The sequence below is a fragment of the Nocardia sp. NPDC059180 genome, from assembly GCF_042754945.1.
GTDB lineage: Bacteria > Actinomycetota > Actinomycetes > Mycobacteriales > Mycobacteriaceae > Nocardia.
Window position 1 is genome coordinate 212,980 of sequence record NZ_JBHZBU010000008.1, and the last position, 15,450, is coordinate 228,429.

The following is a 15,450-nucleotide window of genomic DNA, read 5'->3' on the forward strand; positions in this document are numbered from 1 at the left end:
CGCGGCACCAGCACATCAGCAGTCGATGCCGCACGTCCGCACGCGTCACCGGTCGATCTCCGGTCAGACAGGTGCTCCAGTGCGCAGGATGGTGAGCGCCGCATCCGGTACCAGCTCACGCGGCAGCATCTCGCGGCGATGATCGGTGTAGCGAACCACTACGACCGCATCGCCCACGTCGACGGATTCGATCTGGTCGTAGCGGTGACTGTCCGCCTCTGCCTCGGTACCGGTGGTGAAGTAGCCCTCGAAGTAGCGCGCCCGGTAGGTGGCGCCCGACTCGGCGCGCAGCGTAGTACTGCGCAGTGCGGGCCCCAACGGCAACGCGACCGCCATGAACGTCATCAGCACCGACAGGAAGACCGGCAGATACAACCCGCCCACCGGCGCGACGACCAGCCAGATCCCGAGCCAGATCACGACGAGGGCGGCGAGGACGGGCCAGCCGATCACCGACCGGAGGAAGGTCTGCACTATCCGCCGCGACATTGCGCGATCCACGACCTGCTCCAGGTCGAGCCACGGCGTCTGTGTCGCCACCGGCTGCTTCGCGTCCATGTCATCCTCCGTATCGATGCACCTCGGACCCTACCGATGGTCGAAACCTGGACAAAACGGGCGTCGGTCGATCGGGCTCCTGGCGTGAACCCGAGAGCCGCGAGCGGGAAGGCCTGCCAAGCCGCTGGACGGTCCGGAGCCGTATGCGTCAAGCCCAGATCGCGGTGTCCGGGTCGACGCCATTGGCCCGCGCATTCTCGGCGATGACGTCGCGCAGCCAGACGGCCAGGCCGGGCTCGAGCCCGTCGAAGAAGGCGGTGTACCCGGGGTCGGAGACATACTGGCGACCCAGGCACACCTGCATCGAGTGGGTGCAGTCGAAGTAGACGCCGATCGACGCCCGATGACGCTCGGCGAGTGCGTCCGCCTCGTAACTGCCGGGCGCTACGCCCCGGCGGAAAGCCGTGGCCAGATCGGCATGGAGAGCGTCGACCGTGTCAGCGATCTGCTGCCACTGTTCGGGAGTGCGATCGGCGGCCCGCTCGGCGTATTGGGCCCATTCGGCCGTGTCGCCCCAACGCTCGTGAGCCTGTGCGACCCAGTCCGGCTGCCACTGGCTGCCGAAGATCGCCACTTGTTCTTCGGCCGTGAGCAGAATGCCGGACTGTCTGGCTTCGATCAGGCGATCGAGCGCCGCACCCACCCGTTCCAGGTGCGCGACACGTTCGCGCACCTGGTCGCGTTGCCGGCGCAGCGACGCAGTCGCGTCGGCCGACGGCGCGTCGAGCAGGTCACCGATCTCGTTGAGCGGCACGCCCAGCTCCCGGTAGACGAGCACCCGGTGGATGCGGGCGAGGTCGGCTGCGGTGTAGAGCCGGTATCCGGCGTCGGTGCGTTCCGAGGGGCTCACCAGTCCGACGGATTCCCAGTGGTGCAATGTGCGGATCGTCACGCCCACCCGCGCGGCGGCCGCACCGACGGTGACGCCGTCCTCTGGATCGTGAGCGACTCGATTCGGCACACCGGCCAGTCTGACATTCACACTCGATCACTCCTCGGGCGCAGTGATTCCCTGCGCGCGCAGGAAGGCAGCCTCAGTGCTGTCCGGGTCATAGGGTCGCGCCGCTGTCATGATGACCCGGAGGTTCTCCGGCGTCCGGACCTCCAACTCGATCGTGTTCCACGGCATCAGCCGCGGTCCGGTGGTCGATCCGGGGACGAGCGCCTCACATGCCGCGGCGATCTGGTCGATCTGGTTCAGCACGCACGAAAAGCCGACCGTCATCATCGGCGCATCGGCAGGCCGTACGCCAGGCACGAGCAGTACGTCTTGGAAAGCCCACCGGCGCAGGTGGGTGACGTGTCCTGGAGTGGTGAAGAAGTCGATGAATCCGAGGCCGCGGACCCAGAAATCCGCCGATGCCGCCAAATCCGGTGTCGGCACGGTGACGTACATCGGCATCGCGTAGATGCCACGGTACGGCTCCGGTGCCACGGCGTCGGGCCCGGGAAGCGGAACGGAGCTGATGTCGAAAGCTGAGAAGGTGTCGGTCATGACGTCATCGTCGAGCCTCACGTAACGTCGGGGTCAAGTCGTCGGCTCAGAGGGTGCCGATCCAGCGGCGCGTGTCGGCGGGATCGATGACGTCGTCGATCTCGAGCAGGGTGGCGGCGTTGAGTGCCTTGCCGTTGGCGTAGGCGAGTTCGACCAGGTTGTCGAAGGCTTCGCGGCGCTGGTCGGGATCGTCGATCGCGGCGAGTTCCTTGGCGAATCCGAGCCGCACCGCTCCCTCCAAACCCATGCCGCCGATTTCTCCGGTCGGCCAGGCGATCACGAACCGTGGTGCGCGGAACGAGCCTGCCGCCATCGCTTGCGCGCCGAGCCCGTAACCCTTGCGCAGAATGATCGTGCCGAAGGGGACGGTGAGGGCGGCCGAGTCGATGAACAACTTGGCGAACCGCGTGACCACCCCGTCCTTCTCGACGTCGGGGCCGACCATGAAACCTGGTGTGTCGCAGAGGGAGACAATGGGGAGGCCGTGAGTGCCGCAGAGCCGGAGGAACGCGCTGAGCTTATCGGCGGCGGGTGCGTCGATGGCGCCACCGAGATGGTGGCAGTTGTTGGCAACCAGCCCGAAAGGCCTGCCCTCCACGCGGACCAGGGCGGTGACGATGCCGACGCCCCAGTCCCGGCGCAGCTCTAGGACCGAACCGATATCGGCGATCGCACCGATCGCCGCACGAATGTCGAAGGCGCGCAACCTGTCCTCGGGTACGACGTGGCGTGAGAGCCGCGGGTCGGGCGCCTCCCACTCCTCGGTGGTGCCCTGGAAGTAGGCCAGGTAGCCCCGGGCGATCGCGACCGCCTCGGCCTCATCCGCCGCGACGACGTGCACGACCCCGTTGCGGCGCTGCACGTCGATGGGCCCGATGTCCTCGGGCTTGTAGACGCCGAGACCGCCACCCTCGATCATGGCCGGACCGCCCATACCGATATTCGCGTCCGGGGTGGCGATGACGACATCACACATCCCCAGCAGGGCCGCATTGCCCGCGAAGCATCGACCGGACACGATGCCGATCAACGGGACTCGGCCCGACAATGCGCCCATGGCGCGGAAGGTGGTGACGTCGAGCCCGGACACGCCCGCATAATCGGTGTCGCCCGGCCGTCCGCCGCCGCCTTCGGTGAAGAACACCACCGGCAGCGTGCGCTCCTGCGCGAGTTCGAGCATCCGATCGGTCTTGGCGTGATTGCGCATACCTTGCGTGCCGGCCAGCACCGTGTAGTCATAGGACATCACCACGGCGCGAGAGTTCTGCGTACCGAATCGGTCGGCGTTGATGGTCGCTATACCGGCGACCAGTCCGTCCGCTGGGGTGTTCGCAATGAGGTCCTCAGCGCTGCGGCGGCGGCTCTGCGCGGCGACTGCCAATCCCCCGTATTCGACGAAACTCTCGGCGTCGACGAGGTCGGCGATGTTCTCACGGGCGGTGCGGCGGCCCAGTCGACGGCGCTTCGCGACGGCGTCGGGGCGGGCATCGTCGTCGATCGTTGCGTGCCGCAGGCGTACTTCGGCAAGGTCGGCGCGCACCGCATCGAGGTCGATCACCGTGGATTCGGTGGCGGCACCGTCGTGGTCGGCGTCGGTGACGACCAGCAGCACGGCGTGTGGGTCGACGACCGCCCCGGCCGAAACAGCGTGACGCAGCACTAGAAGGGGGCGCTCGGTGCGCACCACGTGCTGCATCTTCATGGCTTCCAGCACCGCCACCTCGGCGCGGGCGGGCAGCACCGTCCCCGGCTCCGCCAACGTCACCACGGTCGCGCCCATTGGCGAACGCACCACCCATTCGTCCGCGCCGAGCTCGAGAGAGTCCTGCTGCTGATCGGCGGCAGTCGGTGACGCGTAATCCGCTGCCCGGGTGAGAAGTTCGCCGGTGGTCTGCTCGAACCACGACGTGGACACCGGGCCGCCGAGTGCGTCGAGCACCGCACGCAGCACAGCGGTATTGGTGTCGACGCCGGAGACCGTCATTTCCGCGAGTGCGTCCGAACAGCGGCGCACCGCGGTGTCGAACGACGGGCCGCGCGTGATCACCTTCGCCAGCAGCGAATCGAATCGGGTGCCGTGCCGCATACCGAGGTGGCATGCGGTGTCGACCCGGACGCCGGTGCCTGTCGGCGCCGAGAACTGCGTAATGGTGCCGCTGGTCGGGAGCAGCTCTCCGTCGGCCGCTACGAGTTCGGCATTGACGCGGGCCTGGACGGCGTAGCCGCTCGGCTCATGGCCCAGATCCAGGTCGGCGAGATCGCGGCCCAGCGCGAGGTCGAACTGGATATCTACCAAGTCGGCACCGGTGACTTCCTCGGTGATCGTATGCTCGACCTGGAGCCTGGGGTTGACCTCGAGGAACCATCCCGCATCGTCGGCAACGAGGAATTCGACCGTGATCACCCCGCGGCAACCCACCGACTCGGCCAGCTGCACCGCGTGGCGATGCAGCTGTTCACGCAGGGCAGAGTCGAGTGCGGGGGCGGGGGCGATCTCGATGAGCTTCTGATGACGCCGCTGCACACTGCAATCACGATCACCGAGCGCGACCGCATGTGTACCGTCGGCGACGATCTGCACTTCCACATGCCGTGCATTCGCGATGAGCGCTTCCGCGTAGACGGTGGCGTCGCCGAACGCGCTGAGGGCCTCGGCACGGCAGCGTTCGTAGGCCGAGTGGACTTCGTCCGGCTCGTGCACCATCCGCATGCCGCGGCCACCGCCACCCGCAGCGGCTTTCACCATCACGCCATCGGGGTGGCGCTCCAGCAGGTTCGCGATATCGGAAGGACGCGCCACCTTCGTTGCGGGCAGCACCGGCGCGCCTGCCCTTTCCGCCGCCGCCCGCGCCGCCACTTTGTCGCCGAAGATGCGCAGCACTGTTGGGGACGGGCCGACGAAGGTCAACCCAGATGCCGCACACGCACTCGCCAGATCCGCGCTCTCGCTGAGGAATCCGTAGCCGGGATGGATGAGGGCGCCCGGTCCGGCAGTCAGCGCCGCCTGCACGACCGCCGCGACGTCGAGGTAGGCCGCGGCGCCTTCGCCGGGTAGCTGCACCGCGTGATCGGCCAGCCGGACCGCCAGTGATTCGGCTTCCTCATCGGTATGCAGCACGTGCGTGCGAAACCCGCGCTCACGAGCGGCACGAACGATTCGGACGGCGACTTCGCCCCGGTTCGCCACGACGACATCCATGCCGCCATCGTCGTTGACATTGACGTCAATGTCAACGAGAATCGGCGGCGTGACCCAGTCCAGCTGGTCGGTGCGCGAAGCACGCGAACGATCCGATACCGACCGGCACCGAGCGCTCCTCGACGCCGCCGCGCGAGTATTCGACGCGCGCGGCTACGACAACACCACCGTCGCCGACATCACCGCCGAAGCAGGCGTTTCCCGCGCTACGCTCTACGTCTACTTCGCCTCCAAGGACGAGATCTTCCTCGCCCTGGCCATCCGCACTCGCGACAGCTTCCTCGCGGCCCAAGAGCCCGAACTCCCCGACGACGACCCCCGAACGATGCTGCGCGCCACCTTCGAATCGGTCGCCGCCGCCGTCCTCGCCGCAGGCCCCCTGCTGCGCCTCATCGACGAACGCGGCGCCGTGGACGCCCGCGTAGCCACCATCGCCGCCGAAATCACCGACCGTCCCATCCGCCGCTTCACCCGCTACCTCGACCGCGAAACCCGCGCGGGGCGGGTCCGGCCTGTCGCGTCGGCACACGTGATCGCCGAAACCCTCAGCTACGCAATCACCTACGGGATGCTGTCGCGGCGCGAGAGCGATCCGCGTACGCGGGCTACTTACCTGGATGAGCTGGGCAATATGGCGGACAAGCTACTCGGTCTCGACTGAGAGATCGGCTTACCGCTGACGGCGTCGCACCCTGTCCGATACCTGCGCTGAGAGCCGAGGCCAATCGACCTGCGTGGGGTGGTCCGCCCAAACGAGTAGTCCGCTACGCGTGATTCGCCCTCTCCACCGGGGCACCGTTGGGTCAGGCCATCGGGCGACAGCGCGAGGTACCGGCGCTGCACACTCGGTGCTCCTGGCTCACACGACCGCGTTGACAGTGCGGGCGCACAACGCGAATGAGCTGCGGGACACCGGGAGCCCGGACCTCGATGCCGACCACGGCTTCGGCGATCGCCGACGGCGCGCCGGGGCGCAATCGACGATGACCGGGTCGACGTCGAAGTCCGGGCGGACCGCGATCGGGTCGCGGTCGACACGGGTCCGCTATCTGTCGACGGCCTCGAGCGCGTCCAGATCCATGATCGCGGTGGCGGTGCGATGCACGATGGCACGGCAGATGTCGGCGGGCTGGAATTCGGGCATGAGCGCACCGCGTCCGATGGTGATCATCCAGGCGAAATAGGGGTAGAGGCACTGTTGCCGGTAGGCGAGCCAGGCGCTGTCGAAAGTCAGTGCCGGCCCGCCCGCCGCATGCAGGCGGTCGATATAGAACGCGATGAGATCGATCTCCCAGGCCCGGCGATCGTCGACCTCCAGCCCGGAGGTGATCGTGTACGCCACATCGAAGGCCCAGCTGCCGCGCATGACCAGCTGCCAGTCGGTGAAACCCATGCTGTTGTCGGAGCACACGTAGGCGTTTCCGATATGGGGATCCCCGTGCAGCAGGGTGTGCGGAGCTTGCTCGGCGATCTGTAGCGACCTGGCGCATGCCTCGTAGAGTTCGTCTTGCACGGGCGGCAGGCTTTCGGGCACGAGTTCGGGGGCGCGCCTGAGCCCGACAATTGCGCGCTTCTTCATACCGAGGAGGCGATCGAAGTTACGGAAGTGCGCGCCCGGAGTTTTCAGCCAATCACGCGTCAGTTCGGGTGATTCCCAGTAGTGACCGTGCCAGCGAGCCATGTTCGCCAGCAGGTCCTGGATCTGCTCGCGGGTAATACGCTCCAACGGTGTGCAGAATCGGGCCTGCCTGGTCACCGCGACGTCCTCGAGCAGCGTGATCGATCGGCCGGTGCGCACATCGGCGGTGCCGAGATATCCGTACGGCGCCTCGATATCGAGCTCCGGGCGCAAATGTTGAAAGAATCCGGGCTCGCCCGGCAGCGCGTGCGCGAGATACTGCGTCAGGCGCTGGGTGAAGGTCAGGGTGGTTTTGGCGAACAGATGCTCAGGCAGCCGCGCACGGCGGCCGGCCTCGTTATAGCGGACCGTCGCCTTCCATCGGCTCGTCGTCCCGCTGCTGGCATCGGCAATGTCGTAGGACTCCACTTCCGCCCCGGGATGACCGGATGCCAGCACCGCGGTGAGCCATGCGGCGTCGACCTCGTTCGTCTTCATCGGAATCTCGCGATCCGCGCGCCGGAAGAGCCTCTCCGCCAGCACGTGTCCACCGAGTTTCACCGCCCCGGCCAGCACTCCATCCGCTGGTGCACCGTTGGTTGTTTCGCCCATCCACTCGCCCTCCTCGGCTCCTCGCGTCTCGCGGCTGCTCGACGGGAGGCAGTATGCGGCAGCGAATTCGGCCCAGGCGGTCGGTCCGCGGAAATGCGACAGGCCGGGTGAATGCGGTCATTTCGACCGTTCACCGCCTTGACGTGCCGCAATGCCCTGTTCCTGAATGCCATCGGGTCGCACAATATGGCGTGGTTTGCCCGGCGGGTGGCGCGATACCGACCGACGGAAGCGGTCTACGTCTTCTAGTTCGACCACCTGCGCCGCGCACGGCGGAGCGTCCCCGGATCCGAGTAACCCACCCGCCTGGCCAGTGAGGCCTGAGTGCCGTCCAGGCCGGTGCGAATACGCTGCTCCACCAGGGCGCTTCGCGCACGATCGAGTTCACGCGTCCAGGTGGTTCCTTCGTCGGCGAGCCGTCGTTGCAGACTGCGTGTGCTGGTGGCCATGATCCGGGCCGCCCGATCGATCGTCACCCGGCCATCGCCCAGTAGTGCGATCAGTACTTGATGCACCTGACCGGACCAGGTGACAGCGAGTCGTAGTGGCGGCGGCTGCATCGCGGCGTAGCGGCACAGGATATCGGCGAGGACGGGGTCGGCTGTTCGCATCGGCAGAGCCAGATCCGTGACACGGAAGGTGATCTGATCGGTCGGCGCGCCGAATTCGATCCGGCGGGTGCCGAACATCTCGACGAAACGGTCATGGCGCCGCGGCGCACGCTGGCGGAAGCGGATCCTGACCGGATGAACATCGCGACCGGTGGCGTTTCGTGCCCGCGTCACCACTGCCGCGAGCGCGAATTGCATCGCCAGCTGCTGCCCACGTCCGTGACCGTTCAGAACCCGGACATCCGCGTTGGCGACCTCTTCGGACTCTCCCGACACGGCGAATCCGATATTGGTGGTGATCAGGTCGGCGTACTGCTCCGACAGCGCCAGACCATCGCCGAGGGTGGGTGCGGTGCTGAACAGGTAGTCGTGGACTCCGAATCGCCCCATCGTGTTCGTCTTACCGACCCGCAGCGCCACGTCCGGATCGCCCACCTCGTGTTCGACCAGTTCCCACAGCCGAAGCTGGTGCGTGCTCGGCACCATGGTGTCACCGCTGGCCAGCACCCAGTCCGGTAATTCTGCCGCACGCGCAAGCCGTTGCCGCGGCGACCCGGTCACACCGGCGGTGTCCAGGATGAAATTCGAAAACGAAATATGATCCACCGTTTGCACTTGCGAACACCTATTCAAAAACAGGGGGCCGTTACCCGCGCCCGATGACCAGCACCAACGACGATAGCCGGATCCGGCCGCTCACCACCGGTGGAGATAGGACGGAGGCACTGATATGGCTCCCCCCATCGAGAGCGATTGAGGATGTTGGCACGATTTGCTCGCTCGGCGGCGTGATCTGCACTACCGCTTCGCCTGTGTCGATGACAACATCGTCCGGGCCGGCCCGCCGTGTCGCTCGACCGCGACCCGCCGGGTACGAGCACAACCGGTGGACGCAAGAGGTGAGGACAAGCGTTGTGACGCAGCGGGACCCCGAGCAATCCACGGCCGGGCCGAGCGACCACCGCTTGCCGATGCCTTCCGAATCTGCCCGGGTATCCCTGCACTCACCGGCGTTCGCCGCGGATCCGCACCATTGCTACCGCGACATGCGGGCTCGCTATGGCTCGCTGGTCCCGGTGGACCTGGCACCAGGTGTGCCGGCGACATTGGTGATCGGATACAGCGCCGCTCTGCGGATCCTCAACGATCCGGAGCGTTTTCCCGCCGATCCGCGCCCGTGGCAGAAGGACATCCCCAGCGACTGCCCGGTCCTGCCGATCATGCAGTGGCGTCCCACCGCAAGCCGGAATGACGGCACGGACTTTCAGCGATACCGACAGGCCATCACCGCCGGCATCCGTCAGGTCGATATGCATGCGCTACATGGCACGGTGGAACAGATCGCGATCCCGCTGATCAATAGCTTCTGTGAAGCCGGCTCCGCCGATCTCATAGCCCAATACACCTATCCGCTGACGTTCCAGGTGGTCAACGCGCTGCTCGGCTGTCCCTCCCAGATCGGGCAGCGCGTGGCGACCGGTATGGCCGCATTGGTCGAGGGAGTCGAGGCCGAGCGCGGCAACACGATGATCAGCGAGGCGATGCTGGAACTGGTGACGCTCAAACAGGCCGAACCAGGCAATGACATCACCTCGAGGCTCCTGCACCATCCGGCGAAGCTCGACGACCAGGAGATGGTCCACCAGGTGGCCGGCCACTATGGTGCCGGAATCGAGTTCCAGCAGAACCTGATCGCCAACACCCTGCTGCTGATCCTGACCGCCGATCGATTCGGCGGCAACGTCCTCGGCGGAAGCCTGTCCACCCTGGACGCACTGGACGAGGTGTTGTTCGACGATCCCCCGCTGGCGAACTTTCTCAGTACCTACCCCCGCCGCCCGATCCTCGTAGACAACGTCTGGTTGCCGGCGAATCAGCCGGTTGTCGTCAGTATGGCCGCCTGCAACAACGATCCCGCGATCCGAGCTGCGGGTAACCAAGGCAACCGATCGCATCTGGCATGGGGCATCGGTCAGCACGCCTGCCCCGCGCAATCGCTGGCCTACGTGATCGCCCAGAACGCGATCGATCAGCTGCTCGACGCTTTACCGGAGATGGAGCCTGCGTTCACCGGAGGGACGCCGGTCTGGCGGCCGGGCCCCTTTCACAGAGCCCTGGCCGGGCTGCCGGTCACATTTCCACCCTCGGCCACGCTGAATCTGCAGTAGGGCCATCCGATGGTTGCGACCATATCGCAGCCACAACGGTGAGCGAACCGACTGCCGAGTTCCTTCCCGGTGCATCGCCTACCGCACTGACCTGTGCGGCCCGCCGGTTTTGTGCGCCGCGTTCAGCGGTCGAGATGGGCCAATGCGTCCTGCGCCGCGTTGTACCCGCACATCCCGTGTGCGCCTGGCCCCGGTGCTGTCGCGGCCGAGCAGATGTACAGCCCGGGAATGCCCATCCGGTACGGGTTCAGCGAGATCCGGGGGCCGAAGACCAGCTGGCGGATGTCCTTGGCGCCGGTGATGATGTCTCCACCGACGAAATTGGCGTTGTCAGACTGCATCTCGGTGGTGGATCGGAGTGTGTGGCCGACGATTCGGTCGCGGAAGCCGGGGGCGAAACGCTCGATCTGGGTGATGATCGCCTCGGTGGCGTCCCCGGTGTAGCCGTGGGGCACGTGCGCGTAGGCGTACAACGGGTGGATGTCGCCCACGGAGCGCTGTGGGTCGGCCAGGTACTGCTGGCCCACGAGCACGAATGGGCGTTGCGGCATTCGGCCTGCGTGGACGTCACGTTCGGTGGCCGCCACTTCGGCGTAATCACCACCGAGGTGCACGGTGCCCGCCTGCCGTGCGGCCGGGTTTGTCCACGGCACTCCGCTGTCCACGGCGAAGTCGACCTTAAACGCACCGGGTGCGTGCCGGAATCGACGGTACGCGCGGGCGACGCGCGACGGCAGCTGATCACCGAGAATGCTTGCGACCGCACCGGGTTCGAGGTCGAACATCGTGACGTCCGCCGCAGGCAGCTGTGATGCCGAGCGGACCCGCACACCGGTCTCGATCTTGCCGCCCAGATCGCTCAGCAATGTGGTGAGCGCATCCGTGATCGCCTGCGAACCTCCCTCGGCAACCGGCCACCCATGCCGGTGCCCCGCGGTGATGATGCCCATACCGATCGCGGCTGTCATCGGATAGTGCAGCGGACGGAACGTGTGCGCGGCGACACCGCCGAACAGTGCCCGGCCCTCGTCGGTCCGGAACCACCGCGCCACCGTCGACGCCGGTAGCACGGTGGGCATCCCGAATCGGGCCAGCGTCAGCGGATGCCGCGGCAGGCGCAGCAGCGGTCCCATGATGTCCTCGGCTAGGGCGTCGAATCGAGCGGCGGGACGAGCGAACGCAGCGCGCCACCTGCCACCGTCGGCACCGAGACCGGCCGCGGTGTCGTCGACCGAGCGGTGCAGTACGCCGGCCCGGCCGTTGTCGAGCGGGTGTACGCAGTCGATGTCCGGCCACCGCCAGCGCAGCCCGTAACGGTCGAGGCCGAGACCGGTCAAGAACGGGGATCCGACGGCCATCGGATGGATGGCGGCGCAGTGATCGTGCAGCAGGCCCGGCACGATCGCCTCGCCGGAACGGACGCCGCCACCGATCTCGTCGGCGGCCTCGAGGACCGTCACCTGCACGCCTTCGGCGGCGAGGGTGACGGCTGCGGCGAGCCCATTCGGTCCACCACCGACCACGACTGCGGTACTCATGCTGGTTCCTCTCGTGTCTTTCCGAAGGCATACGCCGCTGTGGAACTCGGCCGCGCGGTGCACACCCAGCGAACCACACACGCGTCGGCCTCCTCGACCGACAGCGGCGTGACCGCGATTCCGGCCGCAGTCACCGTCTATGGTTCATGTCCCCTGCTGCACAGAGCCCGTCGACGGCGCCCGCCCCGGATGCAGGGCGGGCGCTCTCGCACTAGGCCACGACCCCGAAGTCGCCCTGATGTGAGGGCTGCGATTCGTCTGCGGTCGCCCGAGTCCAGCTGACCTGCAATGGGATCGGTCCGTTGGGCAGCCAAGGCTGCTCGGCGACCGCGTCGGCAACTTTCCAGGTGCCGCGCTCGATCACACCGAGTGCCGCATCGATCAGCTTGTACTGCTGGACGCCGCTGCCGAAGGCCTCCGACTCCACCCAAGCGATGACACATTCGCCCGGCTCGAAACGCGCCTCGTCCTGCACGGCACGAATCATGTCCTCGGCATGCAGATGGCCGTCACCGAAGTTGAACCCGAGGATCGAGTTGCACAAGAACTCAGCCTCGCGCACGGTCCGGGTGTCGACATCCGGCAGGCGCGAGAGCAGCAGGGAGAACAACCCGCGGGCCTGACTGTGCATACTGCGCCAGGCGACTGTCTTCTGCAGGGTGATCTCCGCCCACTCGGGCTCGTACCCGAACTCGATGAACTGGTCGATCTGGTTCTTGGCCGAACGGGTCACCCGATCGAGCTTCGCTTCAGCGCCCGGTTGGAATGCCCAGATCGCCGATGCCCAGTTGCCCGCGTACTGCCGCATCGAGGGCAGGAACGACACCTTGTCCGGGCGCAGGTTGCCAAGGATCGGGAAGAAGACCAGCGCCGCCACGATCACCGCGAGTAGCCACGGCGCCGACATATTCCAGGGGGCGTAGCCGCTTCCGTTGGGGAAGCCGAGGAACAGGAACACCGCCGCGTAGGCGAACAGAAGGTTCCATTCCAGCGGCACCGCCAGCGGGAAGGTCGACAAGATGAACAGGTGGAAGATCACCATCATGGCGACAGCGGCGATGGTCAGATACACATTTGTGGAGAACAGCAGGATCAGCGGCGTCACGATCTCGACGGTCGTACCACCGACATGTCCCATGACATCGGCCAGCCGCGACGGACGCATATCGTTGGGGAAGCTCCGATAGTGCGCGCGTTTGACCGCCTTGAACGGAGTCGAGGGGCTGTTGCTCACCATCGGCGGAACGACATTCGAGAAATGCTTGCCGAACTTGGAGAATCCTGCGCCGAGCCACACCACCACGATCAGCAGCTTCAGCGCGATGATCATGTCCACGAACGGCAACGCGGCGAAGAAGACCAAGGCGGGCAGGTACTGCTCACCCCGCGCGGCGAGGAAAATCGTCTTGTCGCGAAGGCCGTTGAGGATCAGCAACGCGATCGGAGTGATCAACAGGACGGGAGACACCAGACCGGAAGTGTTGTCCGGCAGCGCCGCCGACAACGACGCACTGATCACGCCGGGCCGCACCAGCGCAACGAACAGGCTAACCAGCAGGCCGAGGTAGAGCACCACATCGAGCCGGCTACGACGGTCACCGTTGGTGCCGGGAACCCACTTCCACGGCCGCAGCCGGATGGTTCCAGGCCGCGCCCAGAACAGGATTCCGCCCGTCATCGGCTTCACCTTGCCTGCCAGCGGCCCCCAGGAGCCCGCGACACCGATGGCCTCGAGCAGCACCGTCCAAATGATGAGCTTCTGGTAGACGATCGGCTGGTTCCACCATTCCATGACATGCCAGAACGCGGGAAGTCCGGAGGTCGCCGTCGCCAAGGTGATGCCGCCGATGGCGTAGAGCACGATCAGTTTCGCGATATAGACGCAGTGCACCATTTTCGGTGAGCCGAACCCGTTTTCGGCCCAGTCGAGGCCGAGAATTCGCATTCGCTCCATGAGTGGTTTCCGCAAGAATTCGGTGGGATCCACCGCTGGTAGATCCGGTGTCGTGAAACCCATGATGTCGGCTCCTTCTGAGTGGGCGGGTTGGGGTGTCGGCTAGCGGTCGGCGTTGAGATCCAGTTTCCGCAGTTTCGGTTTGTCGAGCTTGCCGACCGCGTTGGCGGGCAGCTCATCCAGAATCGTGATCGCTGTCGGCACTTTGTATTTCGACAGCGAAGCACTCACATGGGCGCGGATTCGCTGCGCATCGATGCTCGCGCCGGAATTGAGCGCCACGTACAGCACCGGCTCTTCGCCGTAGACCGGATGGCCGCGCCCGACGACTGCCGCAGAGGCGATCTCGGGCAACCGGTAGACGACGGCTTCGATTTCCTTCGGATAGATGTTCTCCCCGCCGCGGATGATCATGTCCTTAGCTCGGTCGACCAGCACCAGATAGCCGTCCTCGTCGAAGCGGCCGATGTCACCGGTACGCAGCCAGCCGTCGACGACTGTTCGCGCCGTCTCCTCCGGGCGGTTCAGGTAGCCCCGCATGATGTTCGGCCCGCAGATCAGCACTTCACCGGCCTCCCCCGGTCCGACGTCCGCACCGTCGGGGTCGACGATCCGCACGCGCTGGCCCGGCAGCGGCAAGCCGACGGTGCCCGGCTTGCGCTTGCCCTTCAGCGGATTGACGGTGCTGGCACAGGTCCCCTCGGACAGGCCGTAGCCCTCGACGACCGGTATGCCGTACCGGGATTCGAACTTCTCCAGCAGCTCCACACTGGCCGGTGCCGCGCCACAGATCGCAAACCGGACCGAGGACGTATCCGGACGCACCTCGGCTGGCAGATCGGCCAACATGGTGTAGATCGTCGGTACCGCGGAGAAGTAGGTCGCGCCGCTGATCTCGAGTCGATCGAAGAACGTCTGCGTGCTGAACCGGCCCGCGATGGTGGTACTCGCCCCGACCAGCAGTGGCGACAGCGTGCTGACAACGATGCCGTTGACATGGAACAGCGGCAGGACCAGCAGGCTGCGATCGGCCGAGGTCAGCTCGAACGCGTCGATCGCCATACCGCACATCGCCTGCAGGTTGGCGTGGTCGAGCATCACGCCTTTCGGCCTTCCGGTCGTCCCGCTGGTGTAGATCAGCAGGGCGAGCGCGTCACCGGGTACCTCGATCGGCTCCTCGATGCCGTCGCCACTGGTGAGCGCCTCGACCGGCAGCACGACCGGCACATCGACGACGGTGTCGAGCGGCCGCGCCAGGATCAGCACCGCGGCATTCGCATCCGCGACCTGGTAGCCGACCTCGTCCGCGACCAGCGCGGGGTTCAGTGGGGTCACCGCCGCACCGAGACGCCATGCGGCGAACAACGTCACGACCAGGTCCACGGTGTTGGGCAGCATCACCGCGACGACGTCACCGGCGCGCACTCCGTTTTCGCGCAGGGTTCCCGCGGCCCGGCGCACGGCGTCCAGGAATCCGGTGTTGTCGAGTTCGGCGTCGTCATCGGCGACGGCGGGCGCGGTCGGATGCTGCGCGGCGCGGCGATCGGGCAGCGTGGACAGGTTCATCGTCACTCCTGGCGGTCCTGAGGTGGTCTGTGCCATAACGCTAGGAATGTGAGAGCCACATCACACCGTCGCGCGACGATGAAGGTTGCGGTCCGGTTTGTCTCCTGGGGACAACGTCGCCCTGAATGCGC

The 15,450-nt window shown here is 66.4% G+C and carries 11 protein-coding genes; 2 read left to right on the forward strand and 9 right to left on the reverse strand.

Annotation, left to right across the window (positions count from 1 at the left end; translation table 11 throughout):
• Window positions 1–63: 63 nt before the first annotated feature.
• From ACFXNW_RS23820 to ACFXNW_RS23835, 4 genes are all read right to left on the reverse strand, one after another.
• Complete coding sequence (locus ACFXNW_RS23820) at window positions 64–558, reverse strand: hypothetical protein (RefSeq protein ID WP_379419980.1); 495 nt, start codon at window positions 556–558, stop codon at window positions 64–66.
• 148 nt (window positions 559–706) lie between these two features.
• Window positions 707–1,540, reverse strand: coding sequence for a MerR family transcriptional regulator (locus tag ACFXNW_RS23825; protein ID WP_379419981.1), 834 nt, complete (start codon window positions 1,538–1,540; stop codon window positions 707–709).
• Between the two features lie 6 nt (window positions 1,541–1,546).
• Window positions 1,547–2,053, reverse strand: a complete 507-nt coding sequence (locus ACFXNW_RS23830; RefSeq protein WP_379419982.1) for a VOC family protein — start codon at window positions 2,051–2,053, stop codon at window positions 1,547–1,549.
• Between the two features lie 46 nt (window positions 2,054–2,099).
• Entirely contained in the window at window positions 2,100–5,252 is a 3,153-nt protein-coding gene (locus tag ACFXNW_RS23835) for a carboxyl transferase domain-containing protein (RefSeq protein ID WP_379419983.1), read from the reverse strand.
• A gap of 28 nt (window positions 5,253–5,280) precedes the next feature.
• Here ACFXNW_RS23835 and ACFXNW_RS23840 point away from each other — a divergent pair, with 28 nt between their 5' ends.
• Window positions 5,281–5,913: a TetR/AcrR family transcriptional regulator gene (locus ACFXNW_RS23840; protein ID WP_379419984.1), complete on the forward strand. Its 633-nt coding sequence runs from the start codon at window positions 5,281–5,283 to the stop codon at window positions 5,911–5,913.
• 384 nt (window positions 5,914–6,297) lie between these two features.
• Here ACFXNW_RS23840 and ACFXNW_RS23845 read toward each other — a convergent pair whose 3' ends face one another.
• On the reverse strand, window positions 6,298–7,482 hold the full coding sequence (locus tag ACFXNW_RS23845) for a phosphotransferase (protein WP_379419985.1): 1,185 nt from the start codon (window positions 7,480–7,482) through the stop codon (window positions 6,298–6,300).
• A 245-nt stretch (window positions 7,483–7,727) separates the two neighbouring features.
• Entirely contained in the window at window positions 7,728–8,708 is a 981-nt protein-coding gene (locus ACFXNW_RS23850; protein ID WP_379419986.1) for an AraC family transcriptional regulator ligand-binding domain-containing protein, read from the reverse strand.
• A 356-nt stretch (window positions 8,709–9,064) separates the two neighbouring features.
• On the opposite strand from ACFXNW_RS23850, the gene ACFXNW_RS23855 reads away from it, so the two are divergent.
• The gene (locus ACFXNW_RS23855) at window positions 9,065–10,261 is read left to right on the forward strand and encodes a cytochrome P450 (protein ID WP_379420104.1); all 1,197 of its coding nucleotides are present in this window, start codon (window positions 9,065–9,067) and stop codon (window positions 10,259–10,261) included.
• A gap of 122 nt (window positions 10,262–10,383) precedes the next feature.
• Here the strand turns inward: ACFXNW_RS23855 and ACFXNW_RS23860 are convergent, their stop codons facing one another.
• The 3 genes from ACFXNW_RS23860 to ACFXNW_RS23870 form a co-directional block, all read right to left on the reverse strand.
• Complete coding sequence (locus ACFXNW_RS23860; protein ID WP_379419988.1) at window positions 10,384–11,799, reverse strand: phytoene desaturase family protein; 1,416 nt, start codon at window positions 11,797–11,799, stop codon at window positions 10,384–10,386.
• 211 nt (window positions 11,800–12,010) lie between these two features.
• Window positions 12,011–13,816 carry a DUF3556 domain-containing protein gene (locus tag ACFXNW_RS23865; protein ID WP_379419989.1) on the reverse strand — a complete coding sequence of 602 codons (1,806 nt, stop codon included), beginning with the start codon at window positions 13,814–13,816 and terminating at the stop codon, window positions 12,011–12,013.
• Between the two features lie 39 nt (window positions 13,817–13,855).
• Entirely contained in the window at window positions 13,856–15,319 is a 1,464-nt protein-coding gene (locus ACFXNW_RS23870; protein ID WP_379419990.1) for a class I adenylate-forming enzyme family protein, read from the reverse strand.
• Window positions 15,320–15,450 lie beyond the last annotated feature (131 nt).